Source organism: Acinetobacter brisouioides, from assembly GCF_004331075.1.
GTDB lineage: Bacteria > Pseudomonadota > Gammaproteobacteria > Pseudomonadales > Moraxellaceae > Acinetobacter.
Genome location: NZ_SJNX01000006.1, coordinates 11,705 through 32,670, shown reverse-complemented (window position 1 = coordinate 32,670; position 20,966 = coordinate 11,705). Strand labels below are relative to the sequence as shown.

Sequence of the window (20,966 nt, the reverse complement as noted above, 5' to 3'; positions counted from 1 at the left end):
TTTTAAAGTCTGTTGAGGCTTAGAACAATACGCGAACGCGGATTGTGCCTTCAACGTGGTTTAACATTTCTAGTGCTTCGTGAGATGCAGATGCGTCAACATCCATCACCAAGTAACCAACATCACCTTTGGTCATTAAAGTCTGGCCAGAGATGTTAATGTCTTGTTCAGCAAACAAGTTGTTGATTTTTGACAATACACCTGGAATGTTTTTGTGGATGTGTAGTAAACGGTGTTTACCTTCCATCAATGGTAATGCGATTTCTGGGAAGTTCACCGCAGAAAGCGTCATACCTTTGTCAGAGTAAGCCACAAATTTTTCAGCGACTTCTAAACCGATGTTGGCTTGTGCTTCCATGGTTGAACCACCAACGTGAGGTGTTAAGATCACGTTGTCTAAACCACGAAGTGGAGAAACGAATTCTTCACCATTGGCTTTAGGTTCTTTCGGGAATACGTCAACCGCAGCACCTGCAATGTGACCTGATTTGATCGCATCTGCCAAATCTTCAATGATCACACATGTACCACGTGCAGCATTTAAGAAGATTGCGCCTTCTTTCATTTTGCTGAATTGTGCTTTACCGAAGAAGTTACGTGTTGATGGAACGTCTGGTACATGTAATGTTACAACGTCAGCAGTTTCAAGTAATTCATCTAAAGAACCGACTTGGCGTGCATTACCCATTGGTAATTTAGTCACTGCATCATAATAAATCACGTGCATACCCAAGCTTTCTGCAAGTACAGAAAGTTGCGAACCAATTGAACCGTAACCAACAATACCTAAAGTTTTTCCGCGAGTTTCAAAAGAACCTGCTGCAGATTTGTTCCAGCCACCACGGTGACAGCTTGCAGATTTTTCTGGCACGCCACGAAGTAACAGGATGGTTTCTGCAAGTACCAGCTCAGCAACTGAACGGGTATTTGAATATGGTGCGTTAAATACTGGAATACCACGAAGCATTGCTGCTTTAAGATCAACTTGGTTTGTTCCGATACAGAAGCAACCCACCGCGATTAGTTTATTTGCCGCAGCAAATACTTCTTCGGTTAATTGTGTACGAGAACGAATACCAATAAAGTGTGCATCTTGAACAGCTTCTTTCAAAGCTTCGCCTTCAAGCGCAGTTTTACGATAGTCGATGTTGGTATAACCCGCAGCATTTAAAGTGTCGATGGCATTTTGATGCACACCTTCTAACAATAAGAAACGAATTTTATCTTTAGGTAGTGATAGATGTTGGCTCATTACCGCTCCGCTACATAAGGCCAAATTTGGTCGCAATATGATAACATAGTGAGCAACAACTTGTTTATTTCTTGCTAGGCGTGTACACGATGAATGCTTCTGTCACTTTATCACCTGACTTACTGAATCAACTGACGGCAATTGTAGGTGAAAATCGCATCAAAACTGATGCCGATAGCTTAGAAAATTGGGGGAAAGACCATACTAAGCACTTTGCCCCAAACCCTTCGGTGATTGTATTCCCATCGAGTACTGAACAAGTCCAAGCGATTGTTCAGCTTGCCAACCAATTCAATGTTGCCGTGACACCATCGGGCGGTCGTACGGGCTTGTCTGCGGGTGCTGTTGCAGCCAATGGTGAAATCGTGGTGAGCATGGACAAGATGAACCAGATTCTGGAATTCTTCCCAGCAGATCGTATGGTACGTGTTCAGGCAGGCGTAGTGACAGAGCAACTGCAAAACTATGCAGAAGAACAAGGCATGTATTACCCAGTCGATTTTGCATCGTCAGGCTCAAGTCAGATTGGTGGTAACATTGGTACCAATGCTGGCGGTATTAAAGTGATTAAATACGGCATGACCCGTAACTGGGTGTTGGGTCTTACTGTTGTGACAGGAAAAGGCGATGTATTGCACCTGAACAAAGGCATGATTAAAAATGCAACAGGTTATGCATTGCAACACTTGTTTATTGGCAGCGAAGGCACATTAGGCTTGGTGACTGAAGCTGAAATCAAGCTTGAGCGCCAACCGCAAGACTTGCAAGTGATGGTGCTGGGCGTACCAGATTTTGATGCAATCATGCCATTGTTACATGCATTCCAAAGCAAGATTGACCTCACTGCATTTGAGTTCTTTGGCGAACTGGCCATGCAAAAAGTGTTAGATCATGGTCATGTACAACGTCCATTTGAAACACCATGCCCATTTTATGTGTTGCTTGAGTTTGAAGCGCCATACGAGCCAATCATGGAAAAAGCCATGGAAATCTTTGAGCACTGTATGGAACAAGGCTGGGTGCTTGACGGTGTCATGAGCCAAAGCCTTGAACAAGTACAAAACTTATGGCGTTTACGTGAAGATATTTCGGAGTCGATTGCGCCGTTTATTCCGTACAAAAACGACATTTCAGTGTTGATTACGCATGTGCCTGCATTTATTAGAGAAATTGATGCGATTGTGACTGAAAACTACCCAGACTTTGAAATCTGCTGGTTTGGTCATATTGGTGACGGTAACTTGCACTTGAACATCTTAAAACCTGCTGATTTGACCAAAGATGAATTCTTTGCAAAATGTCAGGTGGTGAACAAGTATGTGTTCGATACCGTGAAAAAATATAACGGTTCAATTTCGGCTGAACATGGTGTGGGTATGACCAAAAAGCCTTATTTGGAATACAGCCGTTCTGCTGAAGAAATCGAATATATGAAAGCCTTGAAGAAAGTATTTGACCCGAATGGTTTAATGAACCCAGGGAAACTATTTGATCTTTAAAACTTGATTGGATAGAAAAATTTCTGCTAAAAGCGTATCGAAAGATGCGCTTTTTTTATATTGAGAATAGATAACAATGAATATTTTAATTGTGGGCAATGGTTTTGATCTGTCGCATTACTTACCAACCAAATACGATCACTTTATGGTGGCAATGTCGGCAATAGAAAATTGGGAAGATGCTGGAAAGGAAATGAGTTTTGATGACTTATTTGGAAAAGATTACTGGCATAAAAATGATAAAACAGGCGAAGAAAAGCAAAACAAGTTTTTTCAAAATACTAAGGCAATCTATAAAACTGAAGAGATAAAAATATCAGTTGATGAAATTAAAGAATTAAAAACGCAGCTTAAAGAAAATTGTTGGTATCAATATTTTAAAAACCATGTTGAGGAAATTAAGACATGGATTGATTTTGAAAATAAAATTGAACATGTCCTAATGATATTGGCACGTTTTATTATTGAAATTAGCTCTTTTCATGATCCTGAAGTAATTAATAAATATTTGAATAATGTAAATAAAAATGGTTTTAATATTAGAAAGAGTGATTTAAGAGTTTTAAATTTTTTTAATTTAATTTTATCTAAGCCTGCAATACAACCGTTTTCATTAAATAATGTTTATTATTATGGTGAAGATATAAAAAATGGTTTTAATGCATTAGATTTGATAAAAGATATTTATGATGATTTAGAGAAATTTATAGGAATTTTTAACTTTTATATTGAGACCGTAGTAAAAAAACTCACACCAAAAAATATTTTTAAACCATTAAAATCAGACGACTATGATCTGACGGAAATTGCTCATATTTACTCTTTTAACTATACTCAAACTTATTTGGATTTTTATAACTCAAAAACGGAAATTGATTTTTTACATGGGATGTCAGGTCAAAAACAAAATATGGTACTTGGAGTATCTGATCTGAAAGATAAAGCATTAAAGAAAATCAAAGCCTATGGTTTTACTAAATATCATCAGAAACTAATGAAAGATACGGATTACTTGTTTTTGAATGAATTTAAATCTAAGGTTAAATCTTTTAAAAATGATTTAATTAGATTTGATAAAAATTATGGACATCACTCAGAAGATATTTATCAAGATATATTAATAAAGAAATTTGAACTAAATTTAAAGTTTTATATTTGGGGGCATTCTCTAGATGTTTCAGATCAAGAATATATTATTGATTTATTTTCTCTAAATGATGATATAGATCGAAATGTACGAGTAATTGTTTATTATTTTGATAATAATGCAAAATTTTCACTATTAGCCAATCTTCTCTATATTTTAGGCAAGAAAAAAGTTGAGAGGTGGATGAAACAAGACTGGCTTAAATTCGAACCCAATCCCGATATTGCACAACTGAATCAAATTCAGCCAGTAGAATTACCAAAAAGCACTTAAATAAAAAAAGACGATGTTTAAATCGTCTTTTTTTTCGAAACTGTTAAAAAACAGAGAAAAACTTAACCGAAACGTCCAGTAATATAGTCTTCAGTTTGCTGTTGTTTTGGATTGGTAAAGATATTGTTCGATGTATCCAACTCAATCAACTTACCTAAAAACATAAAGCCTGTATAGTCAGAAATACGCGCTGCCTGTTGCATGTTATGCGTTACGATCAGAACGGTATATTTGGCTTTAAGCTGTTCAATCAGTTGCTCAACTTTTGCAGTAGAAATAGGATCTAGGGCAGAGGTTGGTTCATCAAGTAATAACACTTCAGGTTTCAACGCCACAGCACGAGCAATACATAAACGCTGTTGCTGACCACCCGATAAACCCAATGCGCTTTGGTGTAGTTTGTCTTTAACTTCATCCCACAAAGCCACGTCACGCAGAACCTTTTCTACGCGATTGCTCATTTCGGCTTTAGACAGTTTTTCATAATGACGGATTGCATAAGCAATGTTTTCATAAATTGTCATTGGGAAAGGGACTGGTTTTTGGAAAACCATACCGATTTTAGCGCGGAGTTCGTTTACAGAAATATTGTCTTTTAAGATATTTTGACCATCAAACAAAACCTCACCTTCAGCACGAAGTTTTGGGTAAATATCATAAATACGGTTAAATACACGCAATAACGTAGATTTACCGCAACCTGAAGGTCCAATCAACGCTGTGATTCGGTTTTCAGGAATAATCATATTAATATTTTTAAGTGCCTGTGCATGGCCATAATAAAAATTTAGATTGCGTATATCTAGCTTAGCCGTCTCAGGTGTTAACTGTGGCGATGTATGAAGCACTGAATTAAACATAGGCGTATTATGTGATGGTGTATGCTGTGCGCGTTGCGCATCTTGCAAGTTGTTCGAGAGAGATGGAGAGGTTGTATTCATTTTATTTATCCTTTTTGATTAAGATTGTGCGAGACACAATGCCAAGCACAAGGACAAAAAAGGTCATGAGGAGTGCGCCAGCCCATGCGAGTGCATGCCAGTCATCATAAGGACTCATCGCATATTGGAAAATCACTACAGGCACGTTTGCCATCGGTTGTAGTAGATTGGTTGACCAATATTGGTTGTTGAGCGCAGTAAAGAGTAGTGGTGCTGTTTCACCCAAAATACGGGCAAGTGCCAGCAAGATGCCTGTAACAATCCCTGACATGGCAGCACGGTAAAGTACCTGCTGGACAATCTTCCAGCGTGGAATACCTAGAGCCTGTGCAGCTTCACGTAGGGTATTGGGAACCAGTTGCAGCATCTCGTCGGTCGTACGTACTACAACAGGCAGAACTAAAAACGCCAATGCTACTGCACCTGCGATGGCAGAGAAATGCCCCATTTGTCGAACCATAAGTTCATATACAAACAGACCAATCACAATAGAAGGCGTTGAAAGCAAAATGTCATTAATAAAACGAATACAAAAACCAAGTTTGGTTTCGCGTGCGTATTCAGACAGGTAAGTTCCTGCTGCAATGCCGACAGGCGTACCAATCAAAACTGCAATTGCACTCATAAAAATACTGCCAAAAATGGCATTGAGTAATCCACCTGTTTCACCAGGAGGAGGTGTCATTTGAGTGAGTAGATTTAAATGCAAAGCAGGTAGACCATTTTTCAAGGTGGTCCACAAAATCCAAACTAACCAGAACAATCCAAATACAGCAGTGAATAAGGACATGGCTTTTGCAAGAAAATTTTTAACTTGACGGGTTTTCCAAAGCGCAGTTGACATGATTACGCTCCTTCACGGCGTGATAGACGCCCTAACATGAAACGTGCAATCGCGAGCACAATAAATGTTACGACAAATAAAATAAAGCCTAGTGCAAGCAGTGAAGACAAGTAAATACTAGAATCTGCTTCGGTAAATTCATTGGCAATGGTTGCCGAAATCGAGTTGCCTGGTTCAAGCAATGACAAACTGAGCTGATGAGCATTCCCTAATACGAATGTCACAGCCATTGTTTCACCTAAAGCGCGACCTAAACCTAGAAAAATACCACCGAGTACCGCTGAACGGGTATAAGGTAAAACAATATCCCAAATGACTTCCCAAGTGGTATTGCCGACAGCATAAGCAGATTCAATCAGTGGTGTTGGCACGGTTGCAAACACTTCACGCATAATAGAAGAAACAAAAGGAATAATCATGATGCTCAGCACAATACCTGCGGTGAGCATGCCTAAACCAATTGGTGGCCCTTGAAACAGTGGGCCGATAAGTGGCCATGTACCCATATGGTCATTGACCCAAGGGTAAATGTGATCCGCCATAAATGGCACAAAAACAAATAAACCCCACATACCATAAATGATAGAGGGAATACCTGCGAGTAGCTCAATTGCTGTTGCAATTGGGGTACGGATCCACTTAGGTGCAATGTTGGTAATAAAAATAGCGATACCAAAACTGACAGGAACGGCAATCAGCATGGCAATCAGAGAGGTGACTAATGTGCCATAAATGGGAACAAGAGCACCAAAATTTTTCTCAATCGGATCCCAAGAACTGTTCCAGATAAATGAAAATCCAAAGGTTTGAAAAGCTTCTTTGCCACTCCAAATCATGGAAAAAGATGCAGCAAGCATAATCAGAAGCACAAAGATGGCACAGCTTTTGACCACATAGTGAAACAGTCGATCATTACGCTGATCTTTTGAGTCTGTCTGACTATTTAGGTTCATTGTTCTATCTAGTTTCATCATTGAAAATCTTTAATTAAGAAATAGAGATAAATCCAACAAAACGAATTCTGTTGGATTTAAAAAAAGAGGCGATGTCCAGATTACTTAACGTTAATGTTTTTAATCCAGTAACCTTCAATTTGTTTAGTTAGGTTTGCAGGTAAAGGAATGTAGTCCAAAGCACGTGCATTTGCTTGACCATGCTCAAGTGACCATTTGAAGAAGTCTAGAGCTTCTTTGCTTGCTTGAGCAGATTTTGGTTGCTTATGCATGATTACAAATGTAGTTGCAGTGATTGGCCAAGATTTAGCACCAGATGCATTGGTAATTACATTATAAAAATCAGGTGATTTGTTCCAGCTTGTACCCGCTGCTGCCGCTTGGAAAGTTGCAGTGTTTGGTTGTACAAAGTGACCTGCTTTGTTTTGCATTGCTGTGTAGCTCATACGGTTTTGTAAAGCGTATGCAAGTTCAACATAACCAATAGAACCTTTGATTTGCTTCACATAAGCAGCAACACCTTCGTTACCTTTGCCGCCAATACCTGTAGGCCAAGAGATAGATGTACCTTCACCAACTTTAGATTTCCAAGTTGGGCTTACTTTAGATAGATAGTTTGCCCAGTTAAAAGTTGTACCAGAACCGTCAGAGCGGTGAACAACAGAAATACGTTGGTCAGGAAGGTGCAAAGAAGGGTTTAAATGTTGGATTTCTGGATCATTCCACTTGGTTACTTTACCCAAGAAAATGTCTGCTAGAACAGGACCAGTCAAACGTAAAGCGCCTGGACGTACACCATCAATGTTCACAACTGGAACAACACCACCAATAATAATTGGGAATTGTTTTAAACCAGCAGCATTTAACTCAGCAGGAGTTAATGGCATATCTGATGCACCAAAAGTTACAGTGCCTGCTTTAATTTGAGCAATACCACCACCAGAACCGATAGATTGGTAGTTGATTTTATTGCCTGTTTTAGCGTGATAAGTTGCTGACCATTTTGAAAGTACAGGATATACAAATGTAGAACCTGCACCCGTAATTTCACCTGCATGCGCTACGCTAATAGCAAGCGTCGCAGAGGCTACTAAAGCGCCAAATATTTTTTTAGAGAAGTAAGTCATAGATATTCCCTGTATGGAAGGTATTTCCACCTTAAGTTCATTAAGGATGGAAGATGAGAATGAACTAAATTGAGTGTTAATTTAATGTGACTGTGTGACAGCAAAGTGACTAAAATATGTCACTTTTGTTACAACGAAAAAGATTAAAAAAGAAAGGTAGCTTAATTACTTTGTTGCAAAATAAATTTTTAAAATTAATATTGGTTTAAGTTTTTACTGAAAATTTAATTTTAAATCTGTAAGTTTAAGATCAAGGTCTTGTTAAAAATCAATCATATGCAAAAATACTTTTCCCTTAAATTCTTGCTGTTAATTTTCGCAGAAAGTGTGAATGATTGAGTATCTTGAATCGGACAAAGTGTGATCCACGAACCTATAAAATGACAGTTTTTATTCAGCCTAAAAAATATATGACACTATATTGTATTCGCTGTAATCATTCAGTCATTGCTGTGAAAAGTGTTATGGTGTGTCTTATATGACATCTAAACTGCTTCTTGGTTTATTTTTAATCCCTGAGACATACGCTGTATTTTCTTTATTTTAGTTCAAACTTATCTCTGTATTTTTGCCCGCTGCTCTAAAGTTTGGTGCAGTTCTTTATTGAAGAAAAACGATGCAACCCACTCCCAAAACTTTGAATCGTTCAACCCTGATGTTTCCGTTAGCACTCGTACTGTTTGAGTTCTCTGTTTATATTGGTAATGACCTGATTCAGCCCGCTATGCTGGCAATCACCCAAGATTTTTCTGTCAGTGCAACATGGGCACCTTCATCCATGTCATTTTATTTATTGGGGGGAGGGTGTGTGGCTTGGCTGCTTGGCCCACTTTCTGATCGACTTGGGCGCAGGCGAGTGCTGCTGACAGGTGTATTATTTTTTGGTGTGTGCTGTCTGCTGATTTTATTGACTCAAAATATACAACAGTTTTTAGCCCTGCGTTTTCTACAAGGCATTGGCCTCACGGTCATTTCGGCAGTGGGTTATGCGGCGATTCAGGAAAATTTTGCTGAGCGTGATGCAATTAAAGTCATGGCACTCATGGCCAATATTTCTTTACTTGCACCTTTGCTTGGGCCTGTGCTGGGGGCATTTTTGATTGATTATGTGTCATGGCATTGGGGATTTATAGCCATTGCCATTTTGGCTGGACTGAGCTGGTTCGGTTTAAATAGCCAAATGCCGCGACAACAGCAGAGCATTACACGGCAGCCTTTTGTGTATTTGTTCGATGATTTTAAGCGCGTATATCGTAACTCACAATTTTTAGGGCTAAGTCTGGCTTTGCCTTTGGTGAATATTCCGTTGATGTTATGGATTGCGCTGTCACCTGTGATGTTGGTTGATGAGCTTAAACTCAGCAGTCTGGCTTATGGACTATCACAATTTCCTGTGTTTTTAGGACTGATCGCAGGAAATGCGTTATTAATTAAAGTGATTGATCGTTTTGCATTGGGGCGAACGGTTTTTATTGGCGTACCGATCATGCTATGTGGGGCTTTATTTTTGCTGAGCGCCGTTTGGTTGCCGCAATATGCGCTTGCATTACTCCTGATTGGCATGACCTTAATCAGTTTTGGTGAGGGCATCAGTTTTTCAGTCATGTATCGTTTTGCCTTAATGTCTTCAAATGTATCAAAAGGCACAGTTGCAGCTGCGGTTTCGATGCTGCTGATGTTGAGCTTTTTTGTAGTGATTGAAGTTGTACGCTGGCTGTATACGCAATTCCATCTGATCGCATTTTCTGGAAGTTGTGTACTGTTGTTGAGTTTATGGTTTCTCTATCCGAGAAAAGTGCTTAAACAATTACTGGATCAGCGACAGCAGACAGGTCTGTTTTAGTAGCATCTTGCAGTTTATTGATTAAAAAAATATTGAAGTCAGGTGTGGCATTGTGTTCAAGCACACGCCTGAGAGGTCTTACTTAATCTCTTGTATGAGTAACTGCTGGCGTAAGTGGAGTAATTCAGGCAGAGTTTCTAATAATAAACTGATCTGTTTTAAGATTAATAACAAATGATCCGATAAGTTCGCTTGCTGACTAAGTATTTTAATTTCTTTGAGTTTTTCCTGAATCTGAATGTCAGCTAAAGGCTGCTGTTGGAGTAGTACAGCATTTAAAGTCTGCTGACACCAATGCATTAATTCTAGAATCTGTGGATCTTGCACCTGTTCGCGGTGACTTCCCAGTGCTGAAATATAACTGAGCTGACTATGGCTATAAACCAGATAACGAAAAGCATGATGAATTAGGGTCGGATTGGGATGTGGTTCAGCACTCAGACTGGAAATCATGGCAGACAGCTCAATCTGTTTATTATGTGCAAAACGCCGAGCTCTACGATAATGCATACTGTTACTTTTGCCTTGCTGATACTGCTCGACTACGGCATCCAGATAAGCCAATGTGGCTTGGGTTGAATTTTTAATATTGTTGGAAATATTCCGAAAATTCCAGTCAGGCCAAATCAGGCTGACTGCTAACCATGCAATTCCGCAGCCGAGCAAGGTATCAATAATTCGCGGCAGAATAATTTCATAGCCTGATCCTTTAATATTAAAAATCAGTAGCACCATCAAGGTTGCCATGAGGGTTGCCATCGAATATTTTTTGACGCGTAAATAGAAAAACAGCACGCCACAAATGACGGTTAGCAGCAGTTGCCCTTCAATACTGGGAACAAAATATAAAATGGGAATACCACATAACACACCCAGTAGTGTGCCCAGAGTCCGCATTTTTAGGCGCGACTTGGTGGCAAAGTAGCTGATTTGGCAGACAAATAAACTAGTGAGTAAAATCCAGTAGCCATTGCGGGCAAAAGGCAGTAGAGAAATGGCATAACCCACCAGAAATACGACCGCGATGCGTACAGCATGGCGAAACAAGGCAGATTGGGGACTTAGATGTTGCTTAAGTTTTAAAACGAGATCATGCCAGCCTTGAATATCATCATCGAGTAAATTCAGATTGTCATCGAGTGTGGTCGTGTGTTGTGGTAAATGATTCAGTGCCAAAAGTTGCTGATGTAGATTATGCAAATTATTTAAAATGAGCTGTAAATTTTTCACTTCCAGATTCGCTGGGTTGAGTTGTACCCAGTCGTGCATAGATTGTTCTAAATGCTGAAGTGCCAAACTATGCTCAGGGTTGACCACATAGGGTTGCCGATTCAGTACACACTGCGCAATTTGCTCACAGGCGAGCGCATTCATACGGATATTTTTTTGAATGCGAAAAATTAAATCGCTACGGCTAAAATTGGCTTGAATCTGTTCGTAATGTAAATAATTGGAGGTTGCCTGTTCGTGAATATCCTGTGCCAAAAAGTAGAGATGTAGCCAGTAAATGGTATTTTTATTGGCACGTGAGGCTTTCAGGCGCGTCAGCAAAGCGGTTTTGGTCTGATTTAAACTTTGTACCACAGCTGAATTTTGTACAGATAAATCAAACAGCAGTTGTTCAACCAAGTGTTGGTGGTCGGGGTCGAAAAGTTTAGATTTGAGTTGAAGTAACTGAGCAATCTGTTGAAAACTGGTCGAGAGATAGTCCTGTACCACCAGTGTCGGTTTGAGCAGATAAAAAATAATCGCTGCACAACTGTACCAGATCGCACCCAAAACAAAGCAGCTGGGTTGCCAGTACCAGACGTGTACTTCGCCCAAACCAAACATGGTATAAATCGACAGCAACACTGTTCCAAACGAAATGGTAGCGTAACGCTGTCCCAAGCCGCCCAGTAAAATAAAACCTGCACTGGACAACGATAAATACAAAATAAAGAAAATAGGATAGGGGTGTAACAACTCTAAAATGGTGCTGGTGATAAAAAACAGCACACAAACATAGAGTAAATTACGCAAGCGAATACTGAGCCGATCATCGAAATCGGTTAGGGCTGCTGCAATAGTTCCTAAGGTCACAGGGACAATAAATTGCCCCAAGTGCAAATAATATAAACCGAGTGTGGTGCCAGTCAGCACAATACACATTTGTAAGCAATACATGATCAATGCATTGCTTAGGTAACGCTGAAGCAGGATATAAAAGCTATTCACGTTATTGATTTTTAGGTGATTATGTCAGTATTTAGACTGGACTTTTTTTAAGTTCTTGTCAATTACACTGCGTGCTTTATGGAATTAGCCCACAAGCAATCCGTTCACCGCCACCGCCAAATGGTTTTGGAGAGTCCGAATAGTTGTCACCACCCGCATGAATCATGATTGCCAAACCATGGACATCACTGAGTTTTAGACGAGGCGCAAGTAGTTTTTGATTGGCATTTCCATTTGCATCGACCTGAAGTACAGGTAAATCTCCCAAATGTCCTGTGAGGGGTGTGCCATGATGAGCGACTTGTTGAGGGTTAAAATGCCCGCCTGCAGCAAGAGCAGCAGCCATCTTACCATCTTTCATCGCAGGGTCACATGATCCTTTTTCATGAACATGAAAACCATGCATGCCTGAAGGTAGTTTGGATAAATGAGTGCTAATGACTAAACCTTGAGCAGAATCCTGTAACGTCACAGTTCCGATTTTCTCGGCAATTCCCTGTGCAGTTACAGCATTCATGGTTACTTGCTGCTGTGAGGTGTGTTTTGAATGTGACCAAGACTGGCAACCAGTAAGTAGCATGGAGCCGAGAAGGCACAAGCCTGTGAGCTGAATAAAATGACGCATGTGATTATTATCCTGTTTTATTTTTTTACGTCTTTTATTCAAGCAAACAAAAATTGAAGTATTGTGCCTAATCGGTTAGCGCATGTATGAATTTGTTATACTGATATCAGTAAATGCATTGTATCACTCTGATGTTGAAGTTGAATTCTCCAGTTGTTGTTCATGAATCCATTCTCGCCAGATTGCCAGTAAAATCGCCAGAACCACAGGACCAATAAATAGCCCGATTAGACCAAAACTGGCAATGCCCCCCAAAACGCCAAACATAATCAATAAAAACGGAACTTGGGTCGCTCCTGAAATCACCAGAGGGCGAATCACATTGTCAGACGTACTGACAATACAAACTCCCCAAGTTAATACGCCAATCGCTGCGAAAATTTGCCCTTGTGAAAATAACCACAAGCTGACGGCGATATAAGAGATTGGTGTACCAAATGGAATCAACGCCAACACAAAAGTGATGATGGTTAGGAACATTGGGTTGGGAACACCCGCGATAAAATAACTTAAACCCGCCAAGATGGCTTGAGCAATTGCTGTTAAGCCAATGCCGTACACCACCGCGCGCGTGGTTTGGGAAATCGTTTTTAAATAATGATGAATACGGGGACCAACGACTTTTTCCAAGGCATGTTTAACCTGATTGAGTAAGGTAATGCCATCACGATAAAAGAAAAACAGGGAAAACAGTGCAAAAAATAATTTCACCAGATTACGGCTAATTTCACCCAAAACAAGGCGACCGTAGTTTACGTGGCTTTGTAACCACAGCATAATATTTTGTCGTAGAGAGTGCGGATCGCTATTTAACTCATCCAGCATACGTTGAATATCATGACCAATAATTGGAAGACCTGTAATAAATGCAGGTAAGTTCAGATGCCCAGAAAATAATTGTTGTTGGACTGCGATAAATAACTGCTGCCCCTCATTTTGCAGAATAAAAATTGCAAATACAAAGGGCACGCCAATCACCAAAATAATCAGCAATAACATGAGGGTTGCACTGAGATTAGTGCGTTGCTCACCGCATTTTCTCAAGATCCATCGGTAAATTGGCCAAGTCATATAAGCAATAATGACGGCCCAAACCACAGGGACAATAAAATACTTAAGAACACTGAAACTTAAATACAGCAGGATAAAAAACAATCCGAACAATAAAATACGATGTAATAAAATAGGAGCAGATTTTTGCACGTGCATCTCAAAATTAAGGTTTTTTTAATATTCGTATATTAACTGAAAAACACGTGGTGGCAAATTGATCTACTTTGGAGGCTTTAAAACCATGCTGTCGAGTCGTCAATAATCACGTTGAGTAGTGGTTGCCATTGTTTTTGAATGGTCTGATAGATTTTCTGTTGTTTATCAAAAATACTCAAACCTTGCATGGCAAGTTGCCCATAAGCGCTGCGCTCAGAAATCCATGCAATCGGTTCTTGTTCAATTTTGCTAAAAAAATCCTGAATATCTTTCGAGCTGGCACTGTTGGCTTTGACACGGTTTGCCAGTAAAAGCAACTCGACTTTACCTTTGCGTACGCGTTTAATCTCTTGTAAATGCTTGAGAAAACGACGTGTACTGTCAATATCAAAGAATGATGGCTGTATCGGGATAATAATTGCATGACTTTCGCTGATCAATTGTTCAGCATGTTCACCTGACAACGCGCCTGGTGCATCAATAATTAAATATTCAAGGTTTTTTGGTACGTCACCAATTGATTTTTCATTGCGCCAGTCCAGCGATTGAATCGAGACACTATGTTCAGGACGTTGTTTTAACCATTGCAAGCTCGACTTTTGATTGTCAGCATCGGCAAGTGCAACGCGGTAATTTTTTGCTGCAAGGGCACTGGCAAGTGTAATGGCTGTATTGGTTTTTCCGCATCCGCCTTTTTGATTAGCAATTAATATCGTTTTCATGTCTTTTATATAAAAAATATAGGCTTGATTACTTTAGCACTTTTTCCTTCATTACGCTTATGACATGACAAAAAGTCCTAAGCCTGTTTAAATGCGTCAATTTAGACACAGGAAGCATCGTATGCCCATTTGGATTGCTATGGTCATTGGTTTAGGCATTGGCGTTATTTTGACTTATGCATTGTTGTCGAACCTGAGGAATGGCAAAATTCAAGCGGAATATGAAGTTCAGATTTCAGAGCTAAAACGCAAACATCAGAAAGAATTACGCTTAGCTCAATCACGTAGTGTCAACAGTAGTCGTGCGATTTTAAAGGGAAGGATGGCAGAGCAGTTTGCCCCGATTTTCCCTGAATTTGAATATTTACCCAGTGATGCCAAATTTCTGGGCGATCCTGTCGACTATATTGTATTTAATGGTTATAACTCCTTTCGCGATGGAGATGGGCGTGCCGATGAGATTGAAGTCGTGCTTATTGATATTAAAAGTGGCAATGCACGTCTGACTAAAGGGCAGCAGGCGATTGCCGATGCGATTAAAAAAGGGCGAATTCGATTTGAAACCATTCGGGTTGAATTTGAAGACTAGATGACAAAATTACTACGCTTTTGTGCGCAGTCGTTACTATTTAGCTGCATTTGATCAAGATGAACATTCTAAAATTCTAGAATGAGATTGATTTTTTGATGAGATGAGGAGTCGCTATGCAAGCCCTAAAATATTTCGCGTGTGGTTTAGGATTGGCGCTGCTTGCAAGTCATAGTTTTGCCTCAAATTCAGGTGCAGAATACAACATTGCCAATGGCTTGGCGCCTGAGGTGACATGGCAGTCCATTTCGCCGCTGAAAGCTTTTCGGGGTGACTTTCGAATTTTAAGCACCAAAAGTTATAGTCAGGATGAACAGGCAAAATTTTCCCCGATTGATTATGCAGTGAGTTGGGGCATGTTTGCTGATCCATATTTTGCCAAACAAATTCATGTGCGTCAGTATGACCGCTTTCTTAACTGGAAAATGACAACCTTGCCAGTGTCAGCAGAGCAAGCCATGCAAATGGTGTCCAATATGCACATTATTCCTGCGAGCCCCGACATTGCCAAACAGATTAAGCAAGTCCAGCGTGGTGATTTAGTACGTTTACAAGGTGAATTGGTTGAAGTGAAAGACCGTAATCTGGTGTGGCGTTCGTCATTGACCAATACTGATGTGGGTGATGGGGCTTGTGAGCTATTTCGTGTGCATTCAATTCAGTGGATTGAACGTAAAGCACTGTGAGATATCATGACGAACAGTAAAAAGCATGGCGTTTGCCATGCTTTTTTTATGATGCAGGATTGGTATTGGCTGTATGGGCTTTCCAGTATTCAAGCTGTTGAATGGCTTGAATGACTGGGGTTTTATCGACTTTCTCGGCGACTTTTTTATGCTGTAACTGATCCCAATAATCATACATCATGCCTTGAATATAGCGACCCTGTTCAGTCTTCAGGTCTAGGTCCTTAAGCATGTTTAATGCCGAATGAATCTGATCCTGTTTGCGCTGTTCGACAAATTCTGGGGTAAGTTGATTGTATTGTTTGAGTTGTTCCAGTTCGGTACGCATATCTTGCGTCATGTCATGAAAAGTACGGTTAAAGGTGTCGAGTTGCTGAATGTCATGCGCATCATCAGGCGTTGTCGTAAACGGTCTAATATTTTGTGGAATACTGACTTCACTGGCCGTATGCATTGCTGCTGAGGATGCCGTTGTTGCGGAACTGATATGCTCAGGCTGTTTCTGACAGGCCGCAAGGCTCAGGCTACCTGCAAGCATGAATGCGGGCAGGAGGATACGAGAAAAGCATTGCATCATAAAGTTACCAAAATCCAAACCGTATGATTTTATTATATTTTAATAAAATCATACGCATAAGTTAAATATGGGAAATCAATTTCATCGTCAGGGCGTTTGCCCAAATAGTCAAAAACCACCTGTTCAAACTGTTGTTTGAGTTGCTGCTGTTGCTCGGCTGGCATCATGGCAATAAAACTGGTGGAAAGTAAACGTTTACTGACCACTTGCTCGACTGTGCCATGATGCAAATGGATAAAGTGCTGCTCGCTACCCAGTTTAAACCACGACTGATTTTGAAAGGCTTTTTTCCATTCACCACTATGATAGCGTGGCGTATTGTTTTCTAGTGGTAATAAAATATCCGCAATCGCTTTGACCCACGGCACACTGGTATCACGCTGGTTCCACACCAGTCCAAAATGTCCATGTGGTTTGAGCAGACGGTGAACTTCAGCAAGGGTTTCGTGGTTGGCAAACCAGTGAAAGGCTTGTGCAGCCAAAACGGCGTCATATTGCGCCGACTCCAGTGGAATCTGGTCGCTGTAGGCAGTCAAAGTAGTAACGTCAGGATAAGCTGCCTTGAGTTGTTGCTGCATTTCGGTAACGGGTTCAACGGCAACAATATGCGGGGTGACCTGTTTGAGATATTGGGTAAATTTCCCTGTACCTGCGGCAAGGTCAATCACCTGCGACTGGCTGGTCAGCTCTAGCTCGCTGCGTAGCCAAGAGACAATTTGTAAGGGATAACTTGGTCGGGTTTGCTGATATAAAGCTGCGCCAGAACTAAAGCCCTGAGCCGCAGTTGGATGAATAGTTGACATGATCTCATTCCTTGAATTTATTTGGTTTATTATAAAAACTTCCCGCTCTGTCGACGTAAAAATAGCATTATTTATACAATTTAAACGATTTCGACGACGGTGCTGCGCCATAATGCTTAAGAAAATAACAGCGTAACCAGAGAGAAAACAGCACATGAATCGATCTGAACACATTCCGCATTTGGCTTTGCATGACGGTTATGCAATTCCTGCCTTGGGTTTTGGAACCTATAGCCTGAATGGACATATGGGCGTTCAAACCATGCAGCGTGCTTTGGCACATGGTTACCGCATGTTGGATTCAGCATTTAACTATGAAAATGAAGGGGCAGTGGGCCAAGCAGCTCGCCTGTCGGGACTTCAGCGTGATGAATTATTTATTACCTCCAAGTTGCCAGGTCGCCATCATGCTTATGACAAGGCGGTGGTGACTATTGAAGAGTCATTGTATCGGGCGCAGCTCAACTATTTTGATTTATATTTAATTCACTGGCCTAACCCGAATCAAGGGTTATATGTGGAAGCTTGGCAAGCCTTGATTGATGCTCAGAAAAAAGGGCAGATCAAGTCGATTGGCGTGAGTAACTTCTTGCCTGAACATATTGAGGTCTTAAAAAAGGAAACAGGGATTTTACCTGTAATTAACCAAATTGAGCTGCATCCGTATTTTAATCAAGCTGAGCAACTGGCTTATCATCGGCAAGAGGGTATTTTAACCATGGCGTGGAGTCCGTTGGGACGTGCACGCGATGTATTTCAAGATGCAGTATTGCAAGAAATTGCCCAGCAAATTGGGAAATCTGTAGCACAGGTGATTTTAAGATGGCAAATTCAGCTTGGCGTGATTCCTATACCCAAAGCCAGTAGCGATCAAAACCAGCTTGCCAACAAAGCGATTTTCCAGTTTGAACTCAGTGACGAGCAAATGCAGCAGATCAACGCCTTGACACGCAGCAATGGTCGCCTGAAAAATCAGGATCCTGCGGTGTATGAGGAATTTTAATCGCAGACCGTCGGGATAGGGCCCATAGAGCGTCCATTTGACTGCAAATGGCAGTTTGGCGGCACGTGATATTCTGGATGATGTGGTCGATAATCATAGTCTGGGTTTTGAATAATAATGACTTGTGGACGACTGATTTCGACCTGTGCGTCGCGGGCATTGCTATCCACAAAAACCCGTGTGGTAGATTCGACCTGTCGGGTGTGTTCGGGCACAACAATACAAGCGTTCAAAGACACACAACAGTACAGCACACTGCCAAATTTTACCCAGCCTTGCATCGCGTCACCTAGCAGATCTTAATTTTATTTTACTGTAAATGACTTTGTGTACAGGCTCAACTACTGGTTAGTTTCTGTTTCATGCAAATGATAAAATTTCTGTAAGTGTTTTACTAGGCTATGTAGTTGCTTGGCAGGCAAACGTGTTTCTTGCAATAGTGTCAACCATGCCATATGGCAGCGTTTTAGTTCACCAGTATTTTCACACTTGTCGATTTTTTCAATTAAGCCTCTTGCCAACAGCCCACCGTATTGTCGTAGAGTATCAATCATCAAGCCTTTAATGGCAGGAAAGTTGAGTGCAGTATCCAGATCGGGTGGAGGAGTCGTATCGAGCTTAAACGCTGCCTGCTGCTCTTCTTCGGCAATTTCTTCGGCTAATGTTGGTTTAGCTCGGGGTTGAGAATAACGCTGCAAGACTTGAGAAAGCACATTGACAGTAGGGGACGCTGAAGCAATGGTTTCTGTTTCTGTTTCTGTTTCTGTTTCTGTTTCTGTTTCTGTTTCTGTTTCTGTTTCTGGTGTCGAATTGGTAATAAAACCCAGCTCCAGCAAATGATCAATCACTTCTGGTTGAAACAGGCGTTGGCGACTGGCTGCGGGTAATTTATCAAAATCATCCGTACCCATGAGAAACAATAACTGACGTTGTTTGGCTGAAAGTTGTTTAGAGCGTTGTTGTAATGCGTCTTGCCCTGCTGTTGTTTTTACATAATGCATTGCCCAATTTCCCCTCAATTGGAATAATCCAATATTCAAGCGCAGCATTGTGACAGCTTAATTAATTTAGCTGAATTTATATGAATTGTGTCATGAAATGGTGTTAAAACATGAATTTGAGGGGTTTTTTGAAAAATCCATTTTGGGATGCGACAGATTGGTTTTAGAATACAGAAATCTGACTGCTGTATGGCAAGATGTCATATTTTGCCCTGTTTAATCTCTATTGCCTTTATACAATAGGCATTCGCCAGCCCCCTCTTTTTTGATTGCATTTTGGCAATAGCCAATTTTTATTTTCGGTGCGTGAATGGATAAGCAAATTATTTTTGAAGACGAACAAATCCGAGTTATTTTTCTAAAAGGAAATTCCAAAGAATTGATTTTTTCGTTTGGAGATTTAATTACTCGCGCCAAAGGCTTAACGATTAATGCAGAAAAGTCGTTGGCGAAGTATGAATATAACGTGATTGGCGTAATGCCAAAAATCAAGTCATGGTTTCCTACGGCGAGTATGCACGCCATGATGAGCGCGGTGCAACCAATTCTAGACCAGTTTGAAACTGTGGTCGGTTATGGTGGCTCAATGGGGGGCTATGCGGCAATTAAATATTCTAAATTGCTGAAAATGAATCGCGTGATTGCCTTTGTCCCGCAGTACAGCATTGACCCGCAGGAAATTGAAGATCGCCGTTATACCGAATTTTTTGATGAAAGTTTGCATCAGGACATGCACATCACCACGCAAGATGTTTGTTCAAGCAGTGAATACATTGTGGTGTATGACCCATACTATGCCAATGACCGCGAACATTATTTAAAAATCAAACATATATTGCCACAGCTACATACCTTGCACTTGCCATTTACTGGGCATGAGGCGCTGTCAGTTTTGGCGAGCTCAAGTTTGCTAAATGATTTTATTCGCCATCCGTGGAATAAAAACTATTTTTACCAGCAAATGCGTACGGTCAAGAAAAAAAGCAAATTTTACTATCGCACGGTGATTAATAATTTATTGTCACGCCACAGTGCCGCGCTCGGACGGATTTTACGTAGTAATGATTTGCAGCTTGAGGATCAATACCTCGATGCCAACTTAAAGCAACTCATTACCCGAATTATGTTGAGCCGCCGTCAGGTCACTGAGCAGGATTTGCAAAAACTGGGAATTAAGGTCAATTTGCCGCAAGACAACCACCCGACTCAGTTGCAAGACTGCTATGGTAATTTTTTGGTGTTTAATATTATTAGCAACAAGATTGAAAGTTACCCTGAAGAAGCAATTCATCTGAATTATAAATATTTGATTCCGTTGCTGATTAGATCGAGTTGCATTGTCAAAATTGAACTGAACAATGAGCGTTATATTGTCGGAATGAATGATCGTCGTGTCATGAAATTGTTCAAAGAAGATGATGCTTTGTCGATGGATATGAGTCCAATCGTGGTGAAGAAATACTCTGAGTATTATGTGTTGAGCTATAAAGAACAAAATATGCGCTGTGATAGTTTGGGCATTTGTTATTTTGTTGAGCCGCCATTATTAGATGAAGAGAAATTTATCTTGGCATAGTCTTAAATATGTAAACTCATTCAGCAGAAAAACCACCCGTTTTTCTGCTTTTTTTATGTGAAATCAATTGGTCAAGGTC

General features: G+C 40.5%; 20 protein-coding genes. 7 read left to right on the top strand and 13 right to left on the bottom strand.

The features are described from left to right. Positions 1-19: 19 nt before the first annotated feature. Positions 20-1,252, bottom strand: a complete 1,233-nt coding sequence (gene serA / locus E0H77_RS08985; RefSeq protein ID WP_131377176.1) for a phosphoglycerate dehydrogenase — start codon at positions 1,250-1,252, stop codon at positions 20-22. Between the two features lie 89 nt (positions 1,253-1,341). Between serA and E0H77_RS08980 the strand changes: the two genes are divergently transcribed. Continuing rightward, positions 1,342-2,751: an FAD-binding oxidoreductase gene (locus E0H77_RS08980; protein ID WP_131377173.1), complete on the top strand. Its 1,410-nt coding sequence runs from the start codon at positions 1,342-1,344 to the stop codon at positions 2,749-2,751. A 76-nt stretch (positions 2,752-2,827) separates the two neighbouring features. Then, positions 2,828-4,171 (top strand): AbiH family protein, encoded by a 1,344-nt coding sequence (locus E0H77_RS08975; protein WP_131377170.1) that lies wholly within the window; start codon positions 2,828-2,830, stop codon positions 4,169-4,171. Positions 4,172-4,233: 62 nt separating this feature from the next. Here the strand turns inward: E0H77_RS08975 and pstB are convergent, their stop codons facing one another. The 4 genes from pstB to pstS form a co-directional block, all read right to left on the bottom strand. After that, positions 4,234-5,112, bottom strand: a complete 879-nt coding sequence (gene pstB / locus E0H77_RS08970) for a phosphate ABC transporter ATP-binding protein PstB (RefSeq protein ID WP_131377167.1) — start codon at positions 5,110-5,112, stop codon at positions 4,234-4,236. A gap of 1 nt (position 5,113) precedes the next feature. Then, positions 5,114-5,956, bottom strand: a complete 843-nt coding sequence (gene pstA, locus E0H77_RS08965; protein ID WP_131377164.1) for a phosphate ABC transporter permease PstA — start codon at positions 5,954-5,956, stop codon at positions 5,114-5,116. Positions 5,957-5,958: 2 nt separating this feature from the next. Beyond that, positions 5,959-6,909, bottom strand: a complete 951-nt coding sequence (gene pstC, locus E0H77_RS08960; RefSeq protein ID WP_004754413.1) for a phosphate ABC transporter permease subunit PstC — start codon at positions 6,907-6,909, stop codon at positions 5,959-5,961. A 101-nt stretch (positions 6,910-7,010) separates the two neighbouring features. Continuing rightward, positions 7,011-8,036 (bottom strand): phosphate ABC transporter substrate-binding protein PstS, encoded by a 1,026-nt coding sequence (pstS, locus tag E0H77_RS08955; protein WP_131377161.1) that lies wholly within the window; start codon positions 8,034-8,036, stop codon positions 7,011-7,013. Between the two features lie 616 nt (positions 8,037-8,652). Between pstS and craA the strand changes: the two genes are divergently transcribed. After that, positions 8,653-9,879 (top strand): chloramphenicol efflux MFS transporter CraA, encoded by a 1,227-nt coding sequence (gene craA / locus E0H77_RS08950; RefSeq protein WP_131377158.1) that lies wholly within the window; start codon positions 8,653-8,655, stop codon positions 9,877-9,879. Between the two features lie 78 nt (positions 9,880-9,957). Here craA and yccS read toward each other — a convergent pair whose 3' ends face one another. From yccS to E0H77_RS08930, 4 genes are all read right to left on the bottom strand, one after another. Then, positions 9,958-12,096 (bottom strand): YccS family putative transporter, encoded by a 2,139-nt coding sequence (gene yccS, locus E0H77_RS08945; protein ID WP_131377155.1) that lies wholly within the window; start codon positions 12,094-12,096, stop codon positions 9,958-9,960. A gap of 76 nt (positions 12,097-12,172) precedes the next feature. Beyond that, a complete protein-coding gene (gene sodC, locus E0H77_RS08940; protein WP_228258321.1) occupies positions 12,173-12,676 on the bottom strand; it encodes a superoxide dismutase family protein in 504 nt (167 codons plus the stop codon). 168 nt (positions 12,677-12,844) lie between these two features. Beyond that, positions 12,845-13,930, bottom strand: a complete 1,086-nt coding sequence (locus tag E0H77_RS08935) for an AI-2E family transporter (RefSeq protein WP_131377149.1) — start codon at positions 13,928-13,930, stop codon at positions 12,845-12,847. Positions 13,931-14,007: 77 nt separating this feature from the next. Beyond that, positions 14,008-14,652: a ParA family protein gene (locus E0H77_RS08930; RefSeq protein ID WP_131377146.1), complete on the bottom strand. Its 645-nt coding sequence runs from the start codon at positions 14,650-14,652 to the stop codon at positions 14,008-14,010. A 121-nt stretch (positions 14,653-14,773) separates the two neighbouring features. Between E0H77_RS08930 and E0H77_RS08925 the strand changes: the two genes are divergently transcribed. Both E0H77_RS08925 and E0H77_RS08920 read left to right on the top strand, forming a co-directional pair. Next, positions 14,774-15,241 carry a Holliday junction resolvase-like protein gene (locus E0H77_RS08925; protein WP_131312771.1) on the top strand — a complete coding sequence of 156 codons (468 nt, stop codon included), beginning with the start codon at positions 14,774-14,776 and terminating at the stop codon, positions 15,239-15,241. Between the two features lie 116 nt (positions 15,242-15,357). After that, positions 15,358-15,927 carry a hypothetical protein gene (locus tag E0H77_RS08920; protein ID WP_131312769.1) on the top strand — a complete coding sequence of 190 codons (570 nt, stop codon included), beginning with the start codon at positions 15,358-15,360 and terminating at the stop codon, positions 15,925-15,927. A gap of 46 nt (positions 15,928-15,973) precedes the next feature. Here E0H77_RS08920 and E0H77_RS08915 read toward each other — a convergent pair whose 3' ends face one another. After that, positions 15,974-16,504, bottom strand: a complete 531-nt coding sequence (locus E0H77_RS08915; protein ID WP_131377142.1) for a hypothetical protein — start codon at positions 16,502-16,504, stop codon at positions 15,974-15,976. A gap of 32 nt (positions 16,505-16,536) precedes the next feature. Further along, a complete protein-coding gene (locus E0H77_RS08910) occupies positions 16,537-17,310 on the bottom strand; it encodes a class I SAM-dependent methyltransferase (protein ID WP_171063615.1) in 774 nt (257 codons plus the stop codon). Between the two features lie 151 nt (positions 17,311-17,461). Between E0H77_RS08910 and E0H77_RS08905 the strand changes: the two genes are divergently transcribed. Beyond that, on the top strand, positions 17,462-18,310 hold the full coding sequence (locus E0H77_RS08905) for an aldo/keto reductase (protein ID WP_131377139.1): 849 nt from the start codon (positions 17,462-17,464) through the stop codon (positions 18,308-18,310). On the opposite strand, the gene E0H77_RS08900 is transcribed toward E0H77_RS08905, so the two are convergent. Continuing rightward, on the bottom strand, positions 18,307-18,591 hold the full coding sequence (locus E0H77_RS08900) for a hypothetical protein (protein WP_131377124.1): 285 nt from the start codon (positions 18,589-18,591) through the stop codon (positions 18,307-18,309). The two genes, E0H77_RS08905 and E0H77_RS08900, sit on opposite strands and share 4 nt — an antisense overlap. 60 nt (positions 18,592-18,651) lie before the next feature. Then, positions 18,652-19,311, bottom strand: a complete 660-nt coding sequence (locus tag E0H77_RS13750; RefSeq protein ID WP_165491510.1) for a hypothetical protein — start codon at positions 19,309-19,311, stop codon at positions 18,652-18,654. Positions 19,312-19,621: 310 nt separating this feature from the next. On the opposite strand from E0H77_RS13750, the gene E0H77_RS08885 reads away from it, so the two are divergent. Continuing rightward, a complete protein-coding gene (locus tag E0H77_RS08885; RefSeq protein ID WP_131377115.1) occupies positions 19,622-20,887 on the top strand; it encodes a hypothetical protein in 1,266 nt (421 codons plus the stop codon). Positions 20,888-20,966 lie beyond the last annotated feature (79 nt).